This window comes from Sphingomonas sp. PL-96 (assembly GCF_020707215.1).
In the GTDB taxonomy this organism is placed as follows: domain Bacteria; phylum Pseudomonadota; class Alphaproteobacteria; order Sphingomonadales; family Sphingomonadaceae; genus Sphingomonas.
Window position 1 is genome coordinate 35704 of the sequence record NZ_JAJFET010000005.1, and the last position, 24752, is coordinate 60455.

Sequence of the window (24752 nt, forward strand, 5' to 3'; positions counted from 1 at the left end):
CGGACCGGTACTCACAAGCACGACGGGACGACGGGCGGTGGCGACACCGCCCGTCAGCTCCTCCAAGAAAATTGCGCGCGCGGCCTCGCCCGAGGGCTCGGCCGCGCGCATGAATAGTGTCGAAACCGATGCTTGCCGTGCTCACACGGCGAAGGAGGTTGATTGGATCATCTGGTCATCATCTCGGGCTGCTCCGGCAGCGGGAAATCGACGTTGCTCCAAGAGATGGCGCATCGGGGGTATGCGGTGGTCGAGGAACCCGGGCGCCGCATCATCGCCGAGGAGCGAGAGGGCCAAGGGCGTGCCCTCCCGTGGGTGAACCTAGCAGCGTTCGCCGAGCGCGCGGTCGAGCTCTCGCTTGAGGATCGGGCACGTGCGAAAGACCTGCAGGGACCTGTATTCTTCGATCGCGGTCTCATCGACGCTGCCGCTGCGCTGGAGTTCGCAACGGGCAGGCCCATGTTGCAGAAGTTCGCCGCCGAGCGGTTCAACGCCCTTGTCTTCATGACGCCGCCATGGCCTGAAATCTACGTCATGGATGCCGATCGCCGTCATGGTCTCGAAGAAGCCACGAAGGAGTATGACCGCCTCCTGGCCGCATATTCCGCGCTCGATTACAACGTCCAACTGCTCCCCCAGGCGCCCGTCGCCGAACGCGCGGACCTGATCGCCGGGGCGCTCGGACTGACCTGACAGCATCGCGGATGCACGGTCTCGCAGTCGCCGACAACACGAGGCTGTGGGTTCGACCTTCGTTGCGGTAGATCGCACATCCACGCTGGCGCCGCTTTCCGCATCTGCGTGACGATGACCCCGTAGCGCCGCTTGAATTCGCCCCGGCCGCCTCTCTTTTCCGGCGGGTCTGGCGCGATCGCGGACTGTCCGCGCAACGGCTTCGCCGAGTTTCTTCCCCGCCCTGACGGGCTTCCTCGCGGAGCAAGAAACTCGGCTCCAGCCGCCCTCCGCTTCCGCTTCGGCCCTACGCCCACCCCATCGCGATTGTGCGCGATGGGGGGCCCCGCGGGCTGGGTGCGCGTCGTCGCGCCCGCGCCTGATCGACCGCCATCGAGGCCGCACGGGGCGGCTTTCGAGCAGGCACAAGGAGACTTCCCATGGCACAGATCGGCAGCTTCACCCGCAACGAGGACGGCGTCTACAATGGCGAGATCCGCACCCTCACGCTTCGCGTCAAGGCGAGCATCCGGCCCGTCGAACGCGAGCACGACAAGGCTCCGGACCACCGGGTCAGCGCCGGCGGCGTCGAGTTCGGCGCGGGCTGGACCAAGGCCGCACGCGACAGTGGCGCGGAATACCTGAGCCTCAAGCTCGACGATCCGTCCTTCCCGGCGCCGATCTACGCAACCCTGATCCGGGGCGACAGCGGCGAGCACAAGCTCATCTGGTCACGCTGAACCGGAGGCCCCGCGCCCGAGCGGCACGGGGCCTCCCTCCTGCGGGTGTCGAAAATTGCATCGCTGTTTCCGACACTGATCGAGCGGTGTCCCGCACGGCATCCCCGGTGTCTCGATCGCGAGGTTGCGATCGCAACAAGGACACCGGCAGCCATGGACAGCGACGACGATATTGCCCGGGCCAACCGCGCCAAGCGCGGCTCGCCCTTTCTCAACACCGACCAAGCCGCAGCCTATCTCAAGATGTCGAGCCGGCTGCTGAAGCGCCTGCGCCGCGACGGCAAGGGCCCGGTCTTTCGCCGCCACAGCCGCTACATCCAGTACCACATCGACGACCTCGACGCCTGGTCCGACGAGCACAGCGCGCGGGAACTCGGGCGATGACCGCGCGCCGCACGCGCACGAATGACGCGCCGCTGCTCGAGTGGGGTGACGCGCTCCGGGCGAAAAAGGCGAGGCGCAGGCGGATTGGCCGGCGCGTGGCAGCAGCCGGCGCCGGCTTGGCGCTCGTGCTGCTGTCCGCAGTACGGCCGCCCGCACCTCGGCTCGTCTGGAACGCAAGCGCCAGCGCCCCAACGGGGCTCTATACGGTCACGCCGGGTGCATGGGTCGAACCGGGCGAGATGGTCATCGCCCGGGTGCCGCTTCGTTACCGCGCGCTCGCAGCTGCGCGCCGGTACCTGCCGATGAACGTGCCCCTGGTGAAGCGCGTGGCGGCCCATGCCGGCGATCAGGTCTGCGCTTCGGGGCAGGAAATCTTCGTCAACGGGCGTCGGGTTGCCAAGCGCCGAGTGACCGACGGCAGGGGCCGGCGGACGCCGACGTGGAACGGCTGCATCGTGCTGCGCGGAAGCCAGATCTTCCTTCTCATGGACCATCCGGAGTCGTTCGACGGCCGCTATTTCGGGCCGACGGAGGCTGCCGATGTGGTCGGCAAGGCACGCTTGCTATGGGCGAAGCCGGCCCGAGGCTCCGACAATGAGTAAGCATCATCGGAAGGCCGGCGGCGGGGCGCTGCGAGCGATACTCGCGGCAGCCTGCCTCGCCGCCGCGGCCCCCGCCCATGCGCAAGCCGTGGCCGACTGGCGGTCCTATACCGTCGAGGCATCGGCCCGGTTCGGAGTGCCGGTCGAGTGGATCGAGGCGGTGATGCAGGCCGAGAGCGTTGGCCGCACGCGCATCGGCGGACGACCGATCCGGTCGTCGGCTGGCGCAATGGGCCTCATGCAGCTGATGCCGACGACCTGGGCGGAGATGCGCGCGCGGCTCGGCCTCGGGCAAGATCCCGACGATCCCCGGGATAATATCCTTGCAGGCACCTTCTACCTCCGGCTGATGTACGAGCAGTTCGGATATCCCGGCCTGTTCGCCGCCTATAATGCCGGCCCTGCTCGCTATGCCGAGCACCTTGCCGGGCGGCGCGCGCTCCCGGCCGAGACCGTAGGCTACCTGACCAAGGTGGCGCCGGCGCGAGTTCCGGTGGCATCCGTCGCTGCCGCATCGCCTCCACTTTCGATCTTCGCGGTGCGCTTGGAATTTCCGTCAGCAGGCTCCGAGGAGCGTCGATCTGCGCCATCATCGTCGCTGTTCGTCGCGCTGTCGCAACAGGATTGAGGCCGGTGTCGCGCGCAATCGAGAGGGAGGAAGCTCGTCTCGATAGACCAAGCATGACGGGTGGCGGAGCGGCTATCAAGGCCCGCGGGTACCCCCCGATTTGCTGCGCAAATCGGTTCCCCCCGCGTCCGCTTCGCAGCGCTTTGCTTCGCTCCGCGGCCCTGACAGCCGCTCCGCCACCCGCCCCTCGGACGCCGTTCTCGATGGTGAGAACGCTAGCGTGGGAGGTCATCATGGGCATGTATCAGAGGATCGGAACGGCGTCGGGTCGCGTGATGGATGCGCTGGTCGCGGGGCTGGAACTGGAGTTCGAACGCGGTGCCGGGAGGGCGCTGACACGTCGGTTTCTTGAGGCTGAGGAAGCGGAATTTCGCTGGGAAGCACGGGTCGAGGAGCGCTGGCTCGGCGCCTACGAAAGCTCCGACGAGGATTTCGAACTCGATCGGGTAGCTTGTCTGGGGCAGCTCGACGGCAAGTGGTTCTGCGCCACCATGCTCGTGGATGGCGATGGTCAGGCCCACGGGATGATGGGGTGCTGTACTTTCAGGTCGCTGGTTCGGGCGCGGGATGCATTGCTCCATGCGCACTGATCAGGAGCGCATTCACAGGGAGAGGCGGCGTCGGAAGGCGCTCGTCTCTCCTCCATTTTCAGGCCGGGAGGATGAGGAGGAAGGGAAACAAGATAAAGGCAGTGTCTCGCGACACTGCTTAAGTGATTGTCTGCACATCCCTTTTTCGCGAGACGGCGACTGCGTCGCGCGAGATGGTCACGCAAGAATGGGCGGAAATCCGCCATTAAAGCCCCGAAATCGCGAGACTCGGGCGTGCTGCCATGCCTGACGACGACTTCACGCCCAAGCTCGGCCGCAAGCGTCCAAAGGACGGCAAGAAGGTCGTCAAATTTGGCGGGCGCATCCTCGCCGCCGCCCGGCTCGCAGGCACCAAGACCGGCGTCCGCGCCCGACGCTTCGACGGCAGCCGCATCGGGCGCGGCGCGAGCATGGGACGGTTGCTATCTAGCCGCGATCGGTCGGCCGGGTTCCGCGGTCGCCGGGCGGTGGTGAAGGCAAGCCTCATCCGGCTACGGGGGAAGGCCGGCCAGGTTGCCCGCGCACATATGCGCTACATCCAGCGTGACGGCGTGACGCGCGAGGGCTTGCCGGGCGAACTCTACGGCCCGGACACCGACCGCGCCGACGGCGACGACTTCCTCAAGCGCACCGCTGGCGACCGACATCAGTTCCGCTTCATCGTGTCGGCCGAGGACGGTGCCGAATATCCTGATCTCAAGCCCTATGTCCGCCGCCTCATGACACAGGTCGAGCAGGATCTCGGCACCAAGCTCGATTGGGTCGCCGTCGATCATTTCAACACCGAGCGACCGCACACCCATATCGTGCTGCGCGGTGTCGATGATCGCGGCGACAATCTCATCATCGCGCGCGAGTATATCTCGCACGGCCTGCGCGAGCGCGCGTCCGAGCTGGTGACCCTCGACCTGGGGCCGCGCACCGACCAGGAAATCGATGCTCGGCTGCGCCACGATGTCGACCAGGAGCGGTTGACCGCGATCGACCGGCGTTTGCTGCGGCGCATGGACGAGGCGCGCGAGGTGACGGCTGCCGATAACGATCCGTTCCAGCAGTCGATTGCCGCCGGTCGTCTGCGCAAGTTGAAGGGCATGGAGTTGGCCAGCGATCTTGGCGGTGGCCGCTACCGACTTGCCGACGGACTGGAGGATACGCTGCGCCGGATGGGTGAGCGCGGCGACATCATCCGGCTCATGCAGCGTGAACTGACAGCGCGCCGGCTCGACCGCGCCGGGGTCGATCAGATCGTCACGACCGAGATGCGCGAACCCCTTGTCGGGCGGCTGGTCCAGCGCGGCTTCTCCGACGAGCATCGCGACCACCACTACCTGATCGTCGATGGCACCGATGGGCGGGTCCACTATGTCGATATCGGGCGTGGCGACGCGACGCCATCTGTGCCTGAGGGCGTCACGATCCGGCTGGAGCCTTCCACGGTCAGCGTGACCACCGCCGATCGGACGATCGACGCGGTCGCTCGCGCCAACGAGGGCCGTTACTCGGTCGATCTCCACCTCCGCCATGATCCCAATGCGAGCGAAGCTTACGCTGCGAGTCATGTCCGCCGGCTCGAGGCGATGCGGCGCGCGCGCGCCGGTCCCGAGCGCCTTGCCGATGGCAGTTGGTCGATCCCCGATGACCACCTCGCTCGCGCCGAAGCCTTCGCCCAACGCCAGCAGCGCGACCGCCCCGTCGCGCTGTCGGTCCTGTCGTCGCGCGAGGTCGGTGACTTGGCGACGGTCGAGGCACCGAGCTGGCTTGATCGCGAGCTGGCGAATGGCGCGACCAACCCGGTGCGCGACGCAGGCTTTGGCCGCGAGGTGCGTGCGGCGCTGATGGCGCGTCGGCAGTGGCTGATCGAGCAGCGGCTGGCGGCGGGCGAAGGGCGGGAATTCCGGTTGGCGCGGGGCGCGATCGACGAGCTGGGTCGACGAGAAATGCGCGAGGCCGGTGAGCGGCTTTCACGCGATCTCGGCAAGCCGTTCGAGCCGACCCGGACCGGTGATCGTATCGAGGGCGTGATCGCCCGGCGCGTCGACCTCGAAAGCGGTCCCCATGCGCTGGTCGAGCGGTCGCGCGATTTCACGCTCGTTCCGTGGCGCGATGTGCTGGAGCACAATCTGGGCAGAACGGCATCGGGGATAATGCGCGCGGACAGAATCAGCTGGCAATTTCGTCGTAGCCGGTCCGGTCCTTCGATCAGCTAGAGAAAAGCCGGACTGAGGCGTTCTCGCGCAAGCGATCGAACTGCTGTGGCCGCTTCCGACGGCAATTCAGTACAGGAGTTTCAGCTCGCTTCGAAACAGTTTCCCGACGTGCATTACCACCTCGTCCGTATCGCCCTCAAACTTCGTCGGAGCGAGAATACCGGGGTCTTCCTTTCGCTCGATAATACGCTCCTCCATCAGCGTGATGGCGTCGTCAGATACAAGTTCCGGGCTAATCCCTTGTCGAAGCTCCACACGACGGACGAGCTTGTCATTGACCAAGAGCGGCGCCGGCAATTCGATGATAGTGCGTCGTCCAACAAGAGGTCCGCGATCGCTTGTGAGATCCTCGGCGCGGGGCCGTCCCGCCATTTCCTCGCGCGCCTCCCGAAATCGTTCAGCCCGCTCTTCGACCGGCGCGAATACGTATCTCTCGCCTTCGATCCCGCGCGGACGGCCTTCAGGAAAGGCTGCGAGATTAGCGGTCAGTGGAAACCCGGAGGCGCGGAGCATCTGTGCAAGTGTGCCACGAGCAATGGGGTCAAATGCCATCGGCGCATTGTCGTCGCCTACTTCCAACAGGGGCGGCTCCTCCGGATCGATGATTTTCAGTGAAGAACGTGCATTGGGATCACTCGAAATGAAGGTACCGCAAGCGAGCCTTTCTCCAGCCACATGGGCTGGAAATGTCACCGTTCGCTTCTGTGCTCTGCCGCCGCGAAGCCCTTTGTTGATCGGCAGACCAAGCTGATCGTCGCGGTAGGCAGTAGAAGTCTGTGTGCCTTTGCATTCTACGACGTGAAACTTTCCGTTTCGACTGACGCAGATGAAATCGGGTGCCTTGCCCGGACCTCGTTTGGCGGCCTTCCCCGTGTATGTCCCGCCATAGGTCGCCAGATAGCGTTCAATGAAGTAGCGGCCGTCGCAGATGCCGATCAGGTTCATGCGCCTGCTGATCCAGTGAATCGGCAAGCCCATCCCGATGTCGTCGCTGAGTATCGTTTTCTGGTGGGCATCGAGCTCCGCAAACTCTGGGGTCAGGGTTAGCTGATCCTCGTTGCGCCAAGCAAAGATGTAGCGTGCATACGCCCAGAATTCTGCGAGCGAAGCGCCCGATGCCAGCACCGGTGTAGTCAGGCGTCCGATCAGGAGCAGAACCTCGGCCATGTCGCTTTCATAGGTCCGAGGATGAACTGGGAAACGTGGTGGGAGCTTCTTGCCGGGCCAAGTCGCCGCTACCGTGCTGACGGTGAACTTCTTTGGAAGTAGCGCCATAGCTTTCAGCCCTCTCGACCGCCTTCTGAAGTCACGAAGTGTGTAGCCTGTCGGTAGGGCTGCCAAGACTCGGCGCGCGCGGACAAACTTTGAGAAGGATGCTAGTCAGTGCTGCCCCCTGAAATCAGCTGGTGCTGATAAAAAGCCCACCGCTCTCCGAGCGCCTGCGGATGAGGGCCTGTAGTCCCATTGAGCAACAGCGTTGCTCCATCGAACTGTTCGTATCCAGCAATTCTGGCCTGAGGGTTGATAGCTACCTTCATCGATCCCGGATCGACACCCAGCAGACCAAGATCGAAAAGGGTGTGCAGATCACTGCGCAGAAGCAGGCCATTGCCCTCACTGTTGTCATTTGACAGCGCGTACGGGCTGACGTGTGCAGCCTCGACGAGGCCCGGAAATGCACAGCCGCTGACCTGACAGCGCGCGCCATAGCGATCCATCAGGCGCCTGCGAAATCGGGCCTGACCGCGACGAAGCGCAATTTCCCTGAGAACGCGACGCCGCTCCTCGATGATCGAGTTGGCACTTCCACTGCCCTCTGTACCAGTTTCCTCGGGGGCGAGGCGGCGTACGTGATTTCGGACAATCGACGCGACATCCGGGCGAGACAGCAGGATCGGTTCCAGACGCGCGAGATCGATCTCCTTGATCGACATCTGATCATTGGGGCGAATGACGGCATCGTTAAGGACCTCGAGGGTCACTTCGGAAGGACATGCCTTGAAGGTCTTTCCGTAGTGGGCCTCGAAGGTGGCGACCTGAACCGTCTCCTCGGCCGCCCGGTCGAAGAAGTGCGCATTTGTGCAGCGCCATCGAGGAGACTGTGTCGTGCGCGCCTTGATATTGACGGTGCCGCATTCCGGGCAACGCTGGCGGACCTTCGCCCCCTGGCCTTCGACGATAGCTTCGATCGTTCCGATACCGAGCACAGAAGTGCTAGATCGGATGACTGCCACATCGCCATCGCGCACGTTTCGATGATTGGCGACGTCGCTGTCGTACCGGTAGATGGCAGAGGGATCGTCTTCGTATCCCGTGTTTCCGCCGTATTGCCTGACACCTTCGACGGCGAGTAGCGACCATGCTTTCGACGACGTCATGCAGAACGCTCCTGATCATGACCATCGTTCATTTGCCGCGACCCAGCAGACGATCCGTCCACGATCGGCGCTCGGGTTCGATAGCCGAGGGCGTCTGTGCGAAGAAGGCCTCGACCGCCTCCTCAAGATCACGATCATCAAGTTCGGCGAGAAGCTGTACCTGATTGCGAAGTCGCAGGCGGATCACCGCCTCGCGCATGGCGTCTTCCATTGCCGAACGCCCGATATGTCGCGATGCCCGCAGCCAGCCCTCGGCCAGTGCCTGTGACAGTCTCGCGTCACTGCCGATCGACGGGCGCTCGGTGATCTGGACGAGTGCATCCTCGGTGAGCGCATCAAGCAGCTCCCAGCGATCTTCTGCCGCAGCACCCCGGTCCAGGATCCGGCCTCGCATCCACAGACGCTGGAATGTGTTCCGCACGCCGCCGTGATAGCGTTCTGCGGGCCGATCGGCGAACCGCCAGGCCACAAGATCGGGGAGAAGCACGCAGGCCAGAAATGCCCAGACATCGTCGCGCAGAGCTTCGCCGCCGTCGAGCTCGTCCCGCTGAGCGAGAAAGGCGGAGACTCGCTCATCGAACCGGGCCCGATCGGCCGCACTCCCCCGGTCCGGAAACCCGCAGCCGACAGCGATCTCCACCAGTCCGGAGCGAAGACCGACGAGAATATCATGCCTGATCGGACTGCCGCCGCTAGCAGCATAGCGGGTCTCGACAGGGAAGCTGTCGGCATCGAGGATCGGTTCCGGGCGTGCCGTATCGTCGGCGCGCACGGTCAGAAGCGCGTCGACAGCGAGACGATCGAGCCTTGGGAATAGCTGCACGATCATGCGCTGTCGTCCAGGCTGACAATGTCAGCTGCTGCCAGTATCCCGGCATGAAATGTCGACGGGCGGAGATCGATCATGCTGCGGACGGCAGCGATGTCCTGATCGGGAAAGGCAAGGCCGATCCAGTGCGCTGCCCGACCGGCGATCGAGCACGGATCGGCCTCAACGGCGACCCGTTCGAAATCGTTCTGACGCAATGAGGCGGAGATGATCTGGGTCATGACATCGGCAAGCACGACCTGGGTGGTCGCGCGATCGCCCTCCAGCAGGCGATCGGTCACGTCGGCGCGGTCGCTGTTGAGATAGAGGCGGACGCTCCCGCCGAAATCGCGATGCAGATTGCCGGGCGTCCAGTGCAGCAGCCATGGGGCATAGGCCTCGGGTCGGCCGGCGAAGCGCGACAGAAAGCTGACGGCCTCCATCGGGAAGCGCGGTTCCTCGCCTTCGAGGCGGAGGTCGAGCTGATCCGACCAGAGCTTCGACCCGACCCTACCGGGCGAAAGCGGCGAACCGTCGCCGGCCGGCGCAGGAGCACGAGGGTATCGAAGAGGAGTCTCTGCGACAGGCTGCGGCCGGACACCAGTTCGTCGACCACGATCGTCGGCTCCAGACGAGTCAGTGGCAGTCTCGAGGTCGCGATGATCCGCCGCGGCATGTTGCCGATGCCAGTGCCGATCCGGACCACCAATTCAAGCGCACCGTCATCGACTGCCATGGACAGCTGATCGGCTGCGCGATCGAGGTCGGTGGTCACGAGCCGCCGCAGACGGAGGTCTCTCGCCGGATCCCAGTCTGGAAGCCACGCATCGGCGATCGGCGTTTCAACGCCGTCCTCCAGGAGAACCCACGGCGCCGGGCTGATCGTGGTCTGATCGAGGGTCAGAAACGGAAATGCGATCCGGCCCATCATTCAGCCTCGTCGGAGCTGAGGCGGGCAGTCATCGTCACTGCGCAGTCTGCCGGCATCGCAACTGAAACCTCGAACCTGCCTCGACCTTCGCCGATGGCAACCGGGCCGTCGACTCCGAGGTTCTGTCCATGTTCGTCGACCACACGCGTGACTGTCGGGCGCGTGGCGGTCGCAGACTCCGATGCCGTCCCGCCATCCATCACCAGCAGTGGATCCAGATGGAGCGAGAGCGACGGACCCTCGCCGCGGACAACAAGCTCGAAGACACCGACAGGCCCGGTTTCACTCAGCTCCAGTCTGACAAACGCGGGTCGTGTTACAGACGGTCCTGAGCGACCACCTCCGCCACCGCCCGGGCCTGGCCGACGGGGCCCGGCACCCTCGCCATCACCCTCCAGCGCTCGACCGAAGAGTCCCGCAACACCGGCCAGCGACGGCGCCGTGTCTCCTTCCGGCGCGGGCGCCGAAACCGGGTTTGCATATTCGAGTGCTGCCGTGCGGATACGATCAACAGCGATCTTGACGATGCTGCGAGCCGCTCGGTCGGAGAGAGCCTCGTATTGCCAATCATCATGCGCCGGCGGTTCTGCCTTGGCGAAGGCTTCCTCCACCGTGTCGTCATCCGAGGCGACAAAGACTCCGGCCCATTCGAAACGGTCATCCGCAATCTGCGTCCCGGTGAAATATCGAACGACCAGCTCCACCGGCCGCATCACTGCGATCGCGGCAGAGCGATCGGGGAACAGGCTGCTCTCGCGACCTGCGGGTGCAACGCGTTCGGCACGGAGGCCGCGCGCAAAGCTCAGGCGACCAAGATCACGCTTCGGCCGAAGGGATCGCACGATGTCGCCGCCGGGAGGATCGGCGCGCATGCTCTTCATCGCGCGTGCGAAGAGATCAAGCGGCGGGAAGTCCTCCGGGCGAGGCAGCGGTCGCTCCTCGCCGTCCACGAAGATGCGAAAATGCATCTTCCTGTCATCCGGCGTTCCTTCCAGAAGGCGGGGCCAGAAGAACCAGAGAAGCGCCTCTTCGATCAGGTCGATCGCACGCTCGCGATCCTCTTCCACGAACAGCGGGTCGAGGATCATGATCGATGTGCCGCTGTGCTCTGGCGACCTCGCTGGAAAGCCGAGAGCGTTGGCGAGCTCGGCCGCATCGTCCCCCTCGACCGGATCGACATGTTCGTCTTCGCCCGATGCCCGTCCCCACCAGTGCCGCCCGGTGAAGCGACGACGAACGCCCTGAGCATCGTTCGCGCTGAACGCGGAACCCAGCTGTGCCGCAATGACCCGGCGTCGAGGTTCTCCCAAATGCGTGGTCTGACTGTCGATGACGATCGTTGAGCAGCGACTGGCGAGATACAGCGAGGTCTTTCCGTAACCGTATGTCCCGCCGCCGTGCGTCGTGTTTCGTCTCGAGCCTACATTCCTCAGGAAATCGACGAAGTCGGTTGGCTCGTCCTCCATCGCTGCCACATCTGCGCGCGTCGGCCCTGCGAGGCCCGCCGTCCCGAAATCGCATATCTCCAGAACATGTGGCGCGGAGCTCGACAGAAAGGCGTCGAGCGGCTCTGCAGCGCTCTCGTCGAGAGGCCGATCGGCAAGCACGATTTCGCGAAGCGCCTGCAGCTCGGTTGGCTGGAGAGCACGGACACGGAAATGAACCTCCGCGCCGCCATCAGAAAGCGCGGCGTCGCAGCTGTTCTGGACCGCCTCTCGCACGACAGTCTGCACAAGATCGATCGAGGGCGCCCCAAGAAGCTTGCGATAGCCGTCGGCTGCAAGGTTGCCGGAGGCCGCGTACGCCTCGGAGTGAAGTGTCAGATGTGGTCGAGGCACGCGACCAGCTCCGCATTTCTGGCGTCGACGGCGTCGTTGCTCAGACGACACTGCTCCGCCGTTCCGAGGTCCACTGCGTAGGAAATCTCCTCGACCCCCGCCGGGACGACGCCTTCCGGAAAGCTTTCGGGGATGACGCGCGGAAAGCGTGCGTCGACCAGATAGTGATGCTCGTCTTCCAAGCGAAACCGGCAGCGATTCCACTCGCCGGAGTCGTGATCGGTGCAGCCGTAGCCCGCGACAAGGCGAAGAATCTCCTGCCTGTCGGAGGCCGCCCGCAGGACATCGGCCGCAATCCTCGCCACCGAGATGTCTCCGCCAGCCGTTTCCGCCAGTTGGAATACCGCGAGCGTCAGCGATCCGCCTGTCGGAGGAAGAAGCTGGTCCACGGACGAGATCGTTACCCGGCGCGTCGCGGACCTGCTGGTCGTCTTCACTTCTATGGCAAGCAGACCGCCGTGAAAGTCATGGCGCTCGCGAAACGGCCCACGCCATAGTTTCCAGGCCGTCGGGTCGAGAGCGAGAAGCATCCGCAGCATCAGCAGCTCGCCGATCAGGCCCCGAATTTCCTGAATGCTGACTTCCGCTCTAGGTGCGACCAAGAGAGAGCGGAAGTCCTCGATGGTGGTGCGGCACGCTTCGACAGGGGACGCACCGCCGACGATCCGGTCCATGATCTCGCCGGCCACATCCGCAAACACGCCATCAAGCGCACCGATCAGGCATGTCATGTCCAGATAGCGGATTGGCGTACCGCCGAGGGAGTAGGTCGCAACGCCAATGCCCAGAGCATCGCTCGACGGAGTCTCGGCAATCCTTTCGCTTTGACGAACGGGAAGAAGCAGCCTGAGCTCGCCCGCATTGCCGAGGGCAAGACGCACCGAACCCGATCCGGTCTCGATCCCCGTATCGATGCTCGGAATCTCGAGTGCCGTCGACGCCTGTCCGCCGCGGCGAAGCATGTCCCAGTGATCGATCGACGATTCAGCGGGCACGCCCGGCTTCGAGCTGCTCGGCGATCTCGTCCTCGATCTCCTCCAGATCGTCCGCCGACGGCGGTTCCAGCACAACGCTGTAGTATCCACCGGCTCCTTCAGCCCTGCCGGGGAAGACGATGCCGAAGCCGACGAGGTCGCCGATGGCATCGAGGGGCGAACGCTCGGTCGACCCCGGTCGAGGCTGCGACGCTCGATCGATCGGATAGAGCAGCAGCAGCGGCACCTGCCCGACAATCCCGGCGCGTGCTGTCTTGAGCCCGCTCCAGTCCCCGTTCGGCACGCCATCCCCGGCCGTGCCGCAGTCGAACAGGACATCGCGCTTCGACATCAACGCCTTGATGTCGGCAAAGTCCTCCGGTCGATTGAGCCGGCTTCTCGTCGAAAGCCTGACCGGTCCAAGGCCTCCAAGCGGCTCGGCAGAAACTGGACCGACGCGCGGCTGCACGACGCCGACACTCCAGGTCTTCTGGCTGTCGCCTGACGCATCGAGATAGCCGAGCAGGAAGTCTGCCGACAGCTCCCGATGTGACGCCTGAACGGAATAGGCACGCAGGAACTGGACGATCAGCCGGCCGGGAACCCCCTCGTACAGAACGCCCGCTGGATCAGCAGATCGAAGACCAAGGTCGGTTGCCTGGGTCATCAGATTCGAGGCAGCGGTCCAGTTTGTCTGGACGATCCGCCGATCGTGGTGATCGAAGCGGATGGTCTGCACATGCTTTCCGGCGTAGCTCACGTCGGTCAGCACGGCTGCTCTCATCTTGCTCGCCGCGGTGATGGCCATGCCGGGAATGGATCGCACGCGAACCGCAAATTCCATCGGCGTGTTGTGGCGAATGGCATATTCGGCGACGTCTTCGCGGATTTCCGCCTCGATGAGGGCGAGCGATCGGAATGCGGTCGACAGCGCCTCGGTCATCCAGATGCGCGGCAAGTCCTCATAGTCCGGACGATAGCCGAACCAGCGGCCCATCTGCAGAAGCGTGTCGTACTGGCTCGAGGTGCGAAGGAAATAGCTGACGCACAGCCCTTCGATCGTGAGGCCACGTGCCAGGATCGATCCGCCAACCACGATATAGGTCTTCGGCGCGCCGTCGTAGTCGATGCGATCCTCGCTGACGCCGTTCTCCACCGGCACTTCGAGCGCTTCGAGGACCGCCGGCATGAAGGGAAGTAGCTGTTCGGAGGTGACATGCGGATGGGGACAGACGCCCGCGGGAATTCTGAGCTGCTCGGCATCCCAAAGGGCGAGCATTCGCTGGCACAGAACCGAAGAGGCATCCCCGAGCTGGTCGCCGACCACTTCCAGCCAAGCCTTGACCAGAGTCGCGAGCCGATCGTGCATGATCACATAGGCAGAAGTGTGAATCAGCATCGACATGTGGCTGTCGGCCTGCCCCCTGAAACGGCGCGCTGCACATGATGCCAGAAAATAGAGAACCGCATCCTCGAGCGAGGGCGGCATTCGCGGCTGGAAGGCGTCCTTTTCCGCCCGACTAGGCGGCTGCAGCAGCGCAGTTTCATGCTCGTAGATGTCCCGGATCATGTCGAGACCTTCCTCCTCCGGGAGGGGCGTGTCGGCATCGGCGGGCGGGCGGCCGAACAGCCTTTCCGTGCCGAAATAGCCGTCCGGCGTCGGAAGTGCGGTGATGAAGTCCTTCGGATAAAGGTCGTCCAACTCGCCGCCGTTGACTGGAAACGGGTTGATCAGGACATTTGCGAAAGGCGTCGCGGTGTAGCCGACATAGGCGTTTGCTGGAAACTTCTTCAAGATCAGCCGGATGTTCTCGTTGATCCGGGTCATGTCATATTCGCCCGAAGCGGTATTGACGCTGGCCTGATCACATTCGTCGTCGATGATGAGCACGCGGAGCCGGCGAAGCACGGCCGGCAAGGTGCGATCGAGCGTCGCGAGAAGCTGACCGAGCGGTGCAACGTTCTTCTTCACGACCGCGAGCTGTACGACGCCCTCCGCCGGCGCTGGAAATCCGCCGTTCGGGGGCATTCGGAAGTCGCCCTGGTCGTCCTCGCTGGTCCGCAGTTCCCAGCGGTCGCGAAGGCGATCGACCAGATCCTTGCGCATTCGGCTCTGGGTCTGTCGGCGCAGCTTGTTCGTCAGGCCGGCGAGAATGATCACCAGATTGTAGCCAGCGTCGACCGCCTTTGCGATGACCGCGGTCATGTTGGCGGTCTTGCCCGACTGTACGTGACCGATCACCAGCCCCCGGCAGGCAAAGCTTTCGGTCGCAGGATTTTCGAGCAGCGAGACAATCTCGTTCGACGCTGCGCCGATCCTCTCGTCTACCGTCTCGGCCGACCAGCCCTTCGAATCCACGAGGTAGGACCGCAGCGCGGGCCAGTGCCGGTCGCCTTCCGCAGGTCCGCGATACCATTGCTGGCGAACACGGAACATTGAATTGACACGGAGAATTTCGACGGGTCGGATCGTGGCCCTGACGCTCTCGATCGCAGCGGCAAAATCGTCCTCCTGCTCGGGAGTGAAGGCCCCGAGAATTGGCTCCAGATCAGCACGCACGAGGCGAGCCGCGTCATCGACGTCAACCGCCGTCGCAAGGCGCGCGCGCAGCTGCCTGGCAAACGCGTCTGTCTGTGTTGCTGACGGCATCAAGCCTCCCCCAGGCTCAGAAGTTCGAGTCCCAATTCAGCCGTTGTGCACAGCACGCAGGAGAGCGACAAGTCATAAAGCCGCCGTTTCGAAATACTTGCGCTACCGCAGTTCAGACCTCCCAACTGATGGTCCCGGTTACCCGGTCCGCGAAAGAACAGCTTCCGGATGAGTGTCTTCCGCTTCATCACGGTCCGCGGTAAGAATCGCGTACAGCGCCTCGCCGATCCACCGTGCTAGCAGCGGAGGAACCGCATTTCCTACCTGGGTGTACTGCTGGGTCCGGTTGCCCCTGAACAGATAGTTGTCAGGAAAGGTCTGCAGTCTTGCCGCTTCGCGAACCGTGAGACTCCGACATTGCAGCGGATCAGGATGGATGAAGTAGTGGCCGTCCTTCGAGATATGGCTCGTCACTGTCGTCGATGGTCCGCTGGCCAGCTGGACCCTGAATCGATCGGCAAACTTGCCGGAGTTCCAGTTCTCGTGCGCTGGCGCCAGCTCCTGTGGAAAGTCGGCTGCCTTCGGTGACCGGCCGACAACCTCGGCGAAAACCGCGGCAAAGAAGTAGCGCGCAAGATCGCTGCCCATGTGGCTTCGCGTCGCATGGTTCGGGAGCGTTTCCAGCTGTTCGTCGGTCAGCCAGCTGCGCAGGTCATCCGGACAGTCATCGGCAATGCCGACGCCGAAGCCTTCGCGACCGGGCAGATCGTTGAGCGCGACAAAGCGCCGATGATATTCGCTGGCACGGGCGGTGAAAGCTGCCTGACGCTCGTCGTCAAGATCGGTCTCGAGGTCAGCGACGAAGGCCATCGCGGTCTGCACGATGCCGCGCCATGCATCAGCGCTGTCGGCTTCCTGACTGAGGCCGCTGCGCAAGTGCGGCATGCCGGCGAGGACCTGACCCACGGTCGTTCGCAGATTGTGGCGGATCATGAGGTCAGCCAGTGCCCGGTCGGGCAGATCCTCGGCGAGGTCGGCGCGGAGCCCGACGACAATGACTCGATGGCGGGCCTGCGGCACGCCAAAGTCCTCGGCGCGGACGATGAAGTCGGATGCACGCGGTTCGAAACGCCCGAGATCGAGCTGCTGCCGGCTGCGCGGATCGAGCGCGATGAGCCTGTATCTGCGTCCGCCTTCACGATCGCCGCGGAGGTCGCGGAGAACCTGATCGAAGATGCGGCTCTCCCCGTCCACCGACGAGGACAACATGCCCTTCACATTCTCCATGACGAAGGCTGCCGGATTCAGTCGATCGAGAATCCGGATGTATTCCTGGTACAAGAAGTGCCGATTGTCCTCGAGTGCTACGTAGCCCTCCTTGCCCAGATTGCGCGAGCGGCCGGCGAGGGAATAGGCTTGGCATGGCGGCCCGCCGATCAGGATGACGTCGCCGCCGCTTTCGGCACGGATTGCGTCGAGGCGTGCGTCAAGACGCAGAGCAGGCTCTTCCTTGCCGAGTTCGAGCTGCCAGGCTTCCTCTTCGGCTGCTTCCCATTCGTCGGGATACAGCGTTGCCCAGTCCGGTTCCGGCGCCTTCCCGTTGATGTAGTCGTAGTAGCCGGCCGGAATGTCGCCATCGAACTGGCGCAGGAAGCTGCGCAGCCGCAGGGTTTCATGCGCCGATGCATCCTTCTCTATCGACAGGGCGATCCGGAAGGCATGTTCGTCACCCGCACCGGGAACGCCTGAAAATCCTTCGGCCAGACCCCCGGGACCTGCAAAAATGTCGACGACCGAATATCTTGGCAAGACTCACACGCTTTCCGAAGGTCAGGCAAAGGGATGATGATTACCACCATCGACCTGAAATGACAGGTTGCTCTCCATGGTCGACGTAGTCGATGCGGCAACGCGGTCGCGGATGATGTCTGGCATCCGCGGAACGGACACGCGCCCGGAGACCTTTCTGCGCAAGGCGCTCCATCGTGCCGGGTTCAGATACAGGCTGCATGCGGCGAAGCTTCCCGGGCGGCCCGATATCGTGCTTGCCTCCCGGCGTGCTGCGATTTTCGTGCACGGCTGCTTCTGGCATCGCCATGAGGGGTGTCACTGGTGCACGACACCGGCGAGCAACGTCGAATTCTGGCGCGGCAAGTTCGAGCGCAATGTCGAACGGGACCGGACCGTCGTCGAGACCTTGCAGTCGATGGAATGGCGGACGGCCATCATCTGGGAATGCGGGCTTCGCAAGCCCTATGCTGCGTCGACACTGGAGGACGTCGTGGCATGGCTTCGGTCCGATGATCTCGCCCACGAGAGCGCGCTGGTCCGACCAAAAGCGAAGAGCGATTGAAACATTCACACGTGTCACATAACCTGGGTCTCAAGCCAGCCAGACCCAGGTTATGTGACCAATGAGCGCAACGCAGCAACCCCAGCGAACCCTCCTTGCCCAGCTGCTGATGCAGAAGCCGATCGTGCGGGCATACGAGCTTCGCAGCGAGGGTATCGATCCCAAGACCATTTCCCGCGCCGTTGCGGCCGGTGAACTGATCCGCATCTCGCGCGGCCTCTATCAGCGACCTGACAGCGATATCGACACCCATCAGGCACTGGCAGAGGCAGCGAAGAAGGTCCCTCGCGGCATCGTGGCGATGGTCTCTGCGCTGGCATACCATGAGCTGACTGACCAGATGCCACGCAAGGTCTGGATGGCGGTCAGCGTGAAGGACTGGAGCCCGTCCGCTTCGTCCTATCCACCGATCCGCATCGTCGAGTTCCGGGACAGATACATGCAGCAGGGAATCGAGCACCACACGATCTCGGGCACCAGCGTCCCGATCTATTCGATTCCCAAGACCCTCGCAGACGTCTTCCGAAATCGAAAGCTGATCGATCGATCCGTGGCAGTGGAAGCACTTCGCGCCACGCTGGATCAGCGCAGGGCGACGCCGGCATCGATCGCAGAAGCGGCAATGGCTGGCGACGCATGGAACATCATGCGTCCCTATCTCGAGGCACTCACTTCCAATGGCTAAGGCGCCAGTGAACATTGCGGCCTCGGTCAAGCAGCGGCTGCTGAACCTCGCTCGCGCCGAAGGGCGAGCCTATGATGTGGTGCTCGTCCGCTATGCCCTCGAGCGGCTGCTCTATCGCCTTTCGATATCCGAACATCGTGGCTCCTTCATTCTAAAAGGAGGCATGCTCGTCACCCTCTGGATCGAAAGCAGCTCGCGCGAGACGAGAGATGCGGACTTTCTGGGTCACGGGGACTCTGACCCTGACTACCTGCGCGAGGTATTTGCCGGAGTCCTGTCGATCGATGCCGACGACGGACTTGCCTTCGACACGGCAAGCCTGAGGACCACCGTCATCCGGGAAGAGATGGAATATGGTGGCGTGCGGCTGCGTGCCGATGCCTATCTTGAAAGGACCCGGCTACCCGTCACGATCGACATCGGCTTCGGTGACGCGCTCGCCGACGCTGCCCGGACCATGGCCTATCCCTCGATGCTGGGCATGGATGAGCCGGAGATCCGGATCTATCCGCCTGCATCGGTCATTGCAGAGAAGTTTCAGGCGATGGTGGCACTCGGCATCGCCAACGGTCGGATGAAGGACTATTTCGACCTCTGGGCGATCCCCCGGGCGCTGGAGATAGCTCCTGACGATCTAGATGCAGCTATCCGAGCCACCTTCGAGCGACGTGGAACCGCCATCCCGGCGGACCGACCGCCCGGGCTGTCCGATGCCATGATCGGTGACGATGCCAAACGAACGCAATGGCGCGCCTACGCCGCAACGCTCGATCTCAAGGAACTGGCCTTCGAGGAAGTCGTCGAAGCTGCCTGGGCGCTTGTCGGCCCTTCCTGTCAGAGGCTGTCGACCACGACGTAGCGCGTCGCCGCGCCCGCCCGCAGCCCCAGCGCCGTAGCTGACCTGCGCCCGGCAGCCGTCCTTGCTTCGGCCGATGGCTCAATCCTGCTCCTGCTCGATGGTGAAGCGGAGGCTTCCGACACCCCAGCTGCTCGAGGGTTCGGGCAAATAATCGACCTCTTCGGGGACACTGAGACCCTTCAGCTCCTCCAGAAGGTCATCCAATCCACGTGCAGCAGACCCGGGCTCCCGCAGGCTCGCAGTTGCGGTCGCGAGCTGGTTCCAGTTCGCGAACATGGCATCGTCGCCGTCGACCACCTTGCGGAGCGAGTGCGCGTAATGCCGCGTCAGGACCAGCAGGCTGACCTTCGGCGTCGACAACCCGGAAGGAAGGCGAAGAGTTGCTCGAACCTCGGACGGGCCTGCGGCGGAGAGCCATGATCGGACCTTACGGAGCCAGTCGCCGACCTGCTGATTAAGGCGACCGGTTCGTGCAAGCATCGTCGCAAGGTCAGCACCGTAGGGATCCTGGTGCTTCAGCTGGACAAGCACGACACGATCGGAGGACGGCTCGACGATCACCAGGTCAAGGTCGGTCAGTACCTTTCCATTCTGCCTCAACCTGATGTTTCCTCGATACTCCAGCTCGGGAAGCACCTCGCGGACGGCCTTTTCCAGCGCCCTCTGCATGACGCCTTCGCGCGCACGCTGTGCGCGATCGTAGTCCTTCGGGAAATTGTGCTGCAGCGCGTTGAGAAGGAAGAGCATGACCTCGTCGCTGGTCGCGCCGGCCAGCGGCCGGATGACGTGGCCGTCGGAACACTGGATCAGCGGCGGTATCGGTGCGCCCGGTCGTTCGAGCAGGGCAAGGTTGCGCCTGCTGATCGACAGCACGTCAAATATCTTGCGGACATCTGCATCGGTGACTGACACATGTCCGGTGAACTGCTGGCCATACTCGTTGATGAAATCTCGCAGACCCTCGAGATATCCCGGGGTCTCGACCGACACGGTGAGCACGTCCTCGGCCCGGATCGACGGCATCTTCTCCATGAGCGCACGAACGAACGCGCGATGCTTCATCCCGACCGAAACGATGAAGGTCGCCGCGAGCTTGAAATTCGAGAAGGTGATACCGCCGAACGTCGTCGAGAAGTGGAATGTATCATAGCCCTTTGCGAGCAGCATGTCGGTGTAGGCATGGCCGAAAAAATAGAAGTCCAGCGTCGGGTCGGCCTCGTAGCCGATGAAGTGTGTTCGGAACGGGTAGACGAGATCGGTCAGCAGCGTCCTGACCTCATCACCGATTTTCTCGCCGACGATCGCCTCGTAGCCCTCGGAGAGAAACGAGCGATAATTTCCGACATGGAGCTGCTCCAGCTCACGCTCGTGCAGTTCGAGATCAGGCAGCTTCGAGGGGAGAGTTATCCGAAAGCTGTCTTCCAGTTTTTCGATGCGCCCTCCGACGGCAGACAGGCTCTGCGCCACGCGACGACCATGTTCGATCGTCCCGGCCATGGCGATCAGCTGGAGGACAGGGCCCGAATATCCGATATCGCGCTGAATTGTTATGGCGGGCGCTTCAAAATCGCGATGCGCCTCCATTGCCAGCTTGAGTATCCGCACAGCGCCAATGCGAATGATATACGATCGTTCCTGATCCACTTCACCGGAGGCCGCCCCTCGATGGAAGCCTTCGAAATCGAGATCGAGCTCATTGACGGCGATTCGCATGAGGAGACCCATTCGGTCTGCCGCAACCTCCGCCGAAAGTTGCCGCTCCGCCTCATTGAGCCGATCATAGAAGTCGCGCAGATTCTCCATCACGATTACGATCCCAAATCACCTGCGTTTCAGCAAGGCTCCTCCACAACCTCACTGGTGCTGTGAACATGACTCAACCTGGAGAACCCGTGGCGCTTTCTGCTGAAGAGAAGGCTTGGATCGTTGAGTTCCTGCAGAGCCTTTCCGAAGAGGAGAGCAGAATCTCACAGCAGCTCGCGCGTGACCATCGGGGGGGCCTTCTTGCTGGTGCCCTGAAAGAGCTCGATCTTCACGAGACGTTCATTGCGGAGAACGGCCTCGAAGAGGAATTGTCGTATTCATTTTATTTTCTGTCGATGGGTCTCAGGCGGCTGGCCATTCTCATGCTCAGCCTGCACCCGGACTTTCCCTTTCCTGCTATCACGATGCCTCGATCCGAGGACCTCGCGCGGCGAGTTACTGATGTGGCCACGATGCTCGGGTTCATCGAACACGGAAGGCGCGTTGTCGAGCTGACCTGGTCTGGCTTGTCAACGATCACGAAGGTGGATCCGAAGCTCTACCGCTTTGAGTTTCCTCCTAGGGTTATCGACGCGCAGGCTCATGAGAGGGGAGTTGAAGAGCATTATCGTGACGCCTTGCAGAATGATCTTGAGCGGAATTTATTTGAAACGCCGGAAGGCAAAATAAGGTCTGAACAAATTTGGCAATCACTCATCGACAATGTCTATGTCTGGCGCGATCTTTTCATGGGCTACAACGCAGATCCTTTTCTCGATGACATATTTTTCACCATAGCTTGGGGACAAATTGCCGCGACCCCTCAATTCGATTCATTCAATGAATTGAAAAAATTTGGCGGAATTACTTACCTGAAATATCTGATGAGTGCTGCGATTGTTGTGTCGTTTGCCCTCAAGCACGAACGATTTGCGGCAGCCATGAACGTGAAATACCCCGACATCCCAAGGGGTAACGTGCTGACAATATCGGCGGACCGTGAGGAGTTCATCGACGATCTCTGGCATGCTCTGGAGGAGTTCGGCGAGAGATTTGCCCATTATACTCCGACCTCTCGAGCTGAAGCTGAGCAATTGTTCAAGACCGTGACGCTCACTCGGCAGAATGTCGCTGTCGCTGCGAGACCACACGCCCCGCTGCCAGTGATAGTCGAGTTCGCATCAACCTCGATCGTGAAGTTGGTGAGTGGCCGAGCACGACAAATGGAGTTCCTCCTCGATTCCCTCAGACGGAATTTTCAGTCTGATTATTCATCCAACCAGCGAGGCCGCGAAGCGTCACTTCAGCGCGCATTGACAGAATTTCTGCAGTCCACGTTCCCGGACGTGATCTGCCGCACCAACATAAAGCTTCGGCATCGAGGCAGGGTGCTGACGGACGTCGACCTGGTTGCCTTCGACCCCATCTATGGCGACCTGATGCTGTTTCAGCTCAAGCATCAAGATACACCCGGTCCAGACCTCAAGGCGGAAAACTCGAGAATGCCGCGATTTCTGCGAGAATGCTCCGAATGGCTCGATGTCGTGGCGGATTGGCTCGGCACCGCCGATGAGACGATCCTGCGGAATGCCTTTCGAATCCCGCGAGGCGCCAAGGTATCGAGGGTCAGGAAACTCATCGTCGCGAGGCATCACGCCTACCCACTTGCGGGAACCAGCATCGACGAGAACACAGCGTATGCCACTTGGATGCAGTTTTACAACGCTGGACGGGTGATGATCGCAAGGCAGGGTAATCTCAGGACCATGAACGGACTTTTCGCGATTCTGCGTGAGCACGTTGTCAGAGCCCCCGTCCGCCACCATCAGGAGGAGCAGCCAAAGCGGTTTCGCTTGCACGATCTGGAATACGAAACCGTCCAGCGAAAAAACTAGACGCGAGGTTCCTTGGCAAGGAGCTGACGCGCTGGCTGTCCAGTCGTTTCATGCAAACCGTCCACAAGCATCCAGCCTTTTCCACGCCTCCAGATCGTGCTAATGATGCATATGGCGATCTTCTAAGTCGATGATTTGACTGGAAAATCAACCGCTTAGTCGCCCAGCTGCAAAGCTCTTCTGGGCACCACTTTCCCGTCATCAGCACACGCCGACAAGCCGGTTGTGGCTGTTCGAAACACCGCTTTTTCGAACAGCCAAGAAAAGGGCTTGTGCTCAGGCTGCTCTTGATCGGTAGACCTTGCGCTTCGCCGAAGCTGTCGTCGTCGCACCTGCGCTTGGCCCAGCCGCCAAGGGGAAGGTGAAATCGGGAGCCACAGGCTCCGGCACCCGCCGCCGAGATAGCGAACCAAGCTTCTTGGCTGGACGACTTACGAGCAAGATCGGGTCGGGGAGCCCCTCGCTCAGCATGCCCGCCCACTGCAAAGCGATTTCGCGACGGCGAGGCATGTAGGCCGCGCGATTGTAGGCACCCTCCACCTTATCCTTGGGCACATGGGCGAGCATCAGATCGATCACCTTGCGGTCGTGCGGCTCGCCATGCCGCTCTGCCCATTCGTTCATGATTGTCGAGAACGCCGCTCGAAATCCATGCGGGACATGGTGCCCGTGGTAGCCGGCACGGTGAAGCAAGTAGCCGATCGCGTTCTCGCTCATCGGCCGGTGGGCGTGCCGATTGCTGGGGAAGACCAGCGGCCCGCTCCCGGTTAGTGGCCAAACTGCCCGCAGGACTGCAACTGCCTGCGGCGCGAGGGGAACGAGGTGGTCGCCGCCGGCTTCCTCTTTGCGATCGAGGTCGCCTTTCATCCGAGCCGAGGGGATACGCCAGAGCGGCAGCTTCCCGTCGAGGTCTTCGAACTCAGCCCATTCGGCGCCCCGCAGTTCGCTTGGCCGGACTGCGGTGAGCGCTAGCATCCGCAGCGCAAGCCGCGTGATCGGCCGCGCATGGTCATCCTCGGCCGCCAGGATCATGTTACGGAGTGGAACGAGGTCGGTGATGGCCGGCTGGCGCCCCTTGCGCAGCGGCTTTAGAACGGCACCTAGTTTTTCGGCGGGATCTGCCGTTGCGATGCCTTGGGCTATGGCCCAGACGAACACCGCTGAGATGCGCTGCCGTACGCGCTTCGCTGTTTCGATCGCCCCACGAGCCTCGATCTCTCGCAGAACCCCGAGGATCAGTGGTGGGGTCAATTGCGCAATCGGTAAGGAGCCGATCGTTGGAAAGACATCGCGCTCCAGGCTGCGGATGACGTCACTAGCATGGATCGTCGCCCATTGCCCCTTGGCGTTCCCATACCACTCGCGAGCAACACGCTCGAACGTCTGACGCCCGGCTTCAAGGTTCGCTTCGATCTTCAACCGCTTTGCGACATTGGGATCCTGCCCCTCGCACAGCACCGAATAGGCTCCGTCCCGCTTCTCGCGAGCATCGGCCAGCGACACGAGCGGATAGGCCCCGAAGGCCATCGTCTTGTTCTTGCCGTCGTATTCATAGTTCCAGCGCCACAGCTTGCCCCCGCTGGGCGTCACCATCAGGAAAAGGCGATTGGCGTCGGCGATTTTATACGCTTTGGGGCGCGGCTTGGCCGCGCGCACCTTGGCATCGGTAAGCATGGTTCGGTCTCCGAAAATACCTCGTTTTTCGACCGCGCGTACCTCGTTTTCGCCCTTCCAATTTGCTGGATGGGCATGGACGGGCACGGACGGCCGAGGCCGAACCGGTCTGCTAAGCGTCGGTAATCAGGAGGAAAAAGTCGAGACCAGTGGTCTATTGCGGACCCCTGTGGAACGGTCCGTGGCGGAGCGGGAGGTTGC

General features: G+C 62.6%; 21 protein-coding genes. 11 read left to right on the forward strand and 10 right to left on the reverse strand.

Annotated features, from left to right (window positions below):
* The first annotated feature begins 162 nt into the window (after window positions 1–162).
* The 7 genes from LK533_RS10685 (at window position 163) to rlxS (ending at window position 5823) form a co-directional block, all read left to right on the forward strand.
* Window positions 163–693 carry an AAA family ATPase gene (locus LK533_RS10685; RefSeq protein ID WP_229362858.1) on the forward strand — a complete coding sequence of 177 codons (531 nt, stop codon included), beginning with the start codon at window positions 163–165 and terminating at the stop codon, window positions 691–693.
* Window positions 694–1112: 419 nt separating this feature from the next.
* Entirely contained in the window at window positions 1113–1412 is a 300-nt protein-coding gene (locus LK533_RS10690; protein WP_229362859.1) for a DUF736 domain-containing protein, read from the forward strand.
* A gap of 153 nt (window positions 1413–1565) precedes the next feature.
* Entirely contained in the window at window positions 1566–1796 is a 231-nt protein-coding gene (locus LK533_RS10695) for a helix-turn-helix domain-containing protein (protein ID WP_229362860.1), read from the forward strand.
* On the forward strand, window positions 1793–2398 hold the full coding sequence (locus tag LK533_RS10700) for a S26 family signal peptidase (RefSeq protein WP_229362861.1): 606 nt from the start codon (window positions 1793–1795) through the stop codon (window positions 2396–2398). Before LK533_RS10695 ends, LK533_RS10700 begins: the two co-directional genes overlap by 4 nt.
* The gene (locus LK533_RS10705) at window positions 2391–3026 is read left to right on the forward strand and encodes a lytic transglycosylase domain-containing protein (protein WP_229362862.1); all 636 of its coding nucleotides are present in this window, start codon (window positions 2391–2393) and stop codon (window positions 3024–3026) included. Before LK533_RS10700 ends, LK533_RS10705 begins: the two co-directional genes overlap by 8 nt.
* 233 nt (window positions 3027–3259) lie before the next feature.
* On the forward strand, window positions 3260–3616 hold the full coding sequence (locus LK533_RS10710) for a hypothetical protein (protein ID WP_229362863.1): 357 nt from the start codon (window positions 3260–3262) through the stop codon (window positions 3614–3616).
* Window positions 3617–3858: 242 nt separating this feature from the next.
* Window positions 3859–5823, forward strand: a complete 1965-nt coding sequence (gene rlxS, locus LK533_RS10715) for a relaxase/mobilization nuclease RlxS (RefSeq protein ID WP_229362864.1) — start codon at window positions 3859–3861, stop codon at window positions 5821–5823.
* A 66-nt stretch (window positions 5824–5889) separates the two neighbouring features.
* On the opposite strand, the gene LK533_RS10720 is transcribed toward rlxS, so the two are convergent.
* From LK533_RS10720 to LK533_RS10755, 8 genes are all read right to left on the reverse strand, one after another.
* On the reverse strand, window positions 5890–6990 hold the full coding sequence (locus LK533_RS10720; protein WP_229362865.1) for a hypothetical protein: 1101 nt from the start codon (window positions 6988–6990) through the stop codon (window positions 5890–5892).
* A gap of 209 nt (window positions 6991–7199) precedes the next feature.
* Window positions 7200–8201, reverse strand: a complete 1002-nt coding sequence (locus tag LK533_RS10725; RefSeq protein ID WP_229362866.1) for an HNH endonuclease — start codon at window positions 8199–8201, stop codon at window positions 7200–7202.
* Between the two features lie 28 nt (window positions 8202–8229).
* Complete coding sequence (locus tag LK533_RS10730) at window positions 8230–9030, reverse strand: DUF6339 family protein (RefSeq protein ID WP_229362868.1); 801 nt, start codon at window positions 9028–9030, stop codon at window positions 8230–8232.
* Window positions 9027–9452 carry a hypothetical protein gene (locus LK533_RS10735; RefSeq protein WP_229362870.1) on the reverse strand — a complete coding sequence of 142 codons (426 nt, stop codon included), beginning with the start codon at window positions 9450–9452 and terminating at the stop codon, window positions 9027–9029. Before LK533_RS10735 ends, LK533_RS10730 begins: the two co-directional genes overlap by 4 nt.
* Window positions 9453–9936: 484 nt before the next feature.
* Window positions 9937–11778 carry a hypothetical protein gene (locus LK533_RS10740; RefSeq protein WP_229362871.1) on the reverse strand — a complete coding sequence of 614 codons (1842 nt, stop codon included), beginning with the start codon at window positions 11776–11778 and terminating at the stop codon, window positions 9937–9939.
* Window positions 11760–12773, reverse strand: a complete 1014-nt coding sequence (locus LK533_RS10745) for a PD-(D/E)XK motif protein (protein ID WP_229362872.1) — start codon at window positions 12771–12773, stop codon at window positions 11760–11762. The genes LK533_RS10740 and LK533_RS10745 overlap by 19 nt, the downstream gene beginning before the upstream one ends.
* Window positions 12763–15402: a Z1 domain-containing protein gene (locus LK533_RS10750; RefSeq protein WP_229363128.1), complete on the reverse strand. Its 2640-nt coding sequence runs from the start codon at window positions 15400–15402 to the stop codon at window positions 12763–12765. The genes LK533_RS10745 and LK533_RS10750 overlap by 11 nt, the downstream gene beginning before the upstream one ends.
* 138 nt (window positions 15403–15540) lie before the next feature.
* Window positions 15541–17151, reverse strand: coding sequence for a DNA cytosine methyltransferase (locus LK533_RS10755; protein ID WP_229362873.1), 1611 nt, complete (start codon window positions 17149–17151; stop codon window positions 15541–15543).
* A gap of 76 nt (window positions 17152–17227) precedes the next feature.
* Here LK533_RS10755 and LK533_RS10760 point away from each other — a divergent pair, with 76 nt between their 5' ends.
* From LK533_RS10760 to LK533_RS10770, 3 genes are all read left to right on the forward strand, one after another.
* Window positions 17228–17695, forward strand: a complete 468-nt coding sequence (locus tag LK533_RS10760) for a very short patch repair endonuclease (protein ID WP_229363130.1) — start codon at window positions 17228–17230, stop codon at window positions 17693–17695.
* A gap of 61 nt (window positions 17696–17756) precedes the next feature.
* Window positions 17757–18380: a type IV toxin-antitoxin system AbiEi family antitoxin domain-containing protein gene (locus LK533_RS10765; RefSeq protein ID WP_267495351.1), complete on the forward strand. Its 624-nt coding sequence runs from the start codon at window positions 17757–17759 to the stop codon at window positions 18378–18380.
* Between the two features lie 7 nt (window positions 18381–18387).
* Window positions 18388–19239: a nucleotidyl transferase AbiEii/AbiGii toxin family protein gene (locus LK533_RS10770; RefSeq protein WP_229362875.1), complete on the forward strand. Its 852-nt coding sequence runs from the start codon at window positions 18388–18390 to the stop codon at window positions 19237–19239.
* Window positions 19240–19317: 78 nt separating this feature from the next.
* Here LK533_RS10770 and LK533_RS10775 read toward each other — a convergent pair whose 3' ends face one another.
* The gene (locus LK533_RS10775; protein ID WP_229362876.1) at window positions 19318–21042 is read right to left on the reverse strand and encodes a hypothetical protein; all 1725 of its coding nucleotides are present in this window, start codon (window positions 21040–21042) and stop codon (window positions 19318–19320) included.
* Window positions 21043–21131: 89 nt separating this feature from the next.
* On the opposite strand from LK533_RS10775, the gene LK533_RS10780 reads away from it, so the two are divergent.
* Complete coding sequence (locus tag LK533_RS10780) at window positions 21132–22877, forward strand: hypothetical protein (RefSeq protein WP_229362877.1); 1746 nt, start codon at window positions 21132–21134, stop codon at window positions 22875–22877.
* A gap of 276 nt (window positions 22878–23153) precedes the next feature.
* On the opposite strand, the gene LK533_RS10785 is transcribed toward LK533_RS10780, so the two are convergent.
* On the reverse strand, window positions 23154–24551 hold the full coding sequence (locus tag LK533_RS10785; RefSeq protein WP_229362878.1) for a tyrosine-type recombinase/integrase: 1398 nt from the start codon (window positions 24549–24551) through the stop codon (window positions 23154–23156).
* Window positions 24552–24752: the final 201 nt, after the last annotated feature.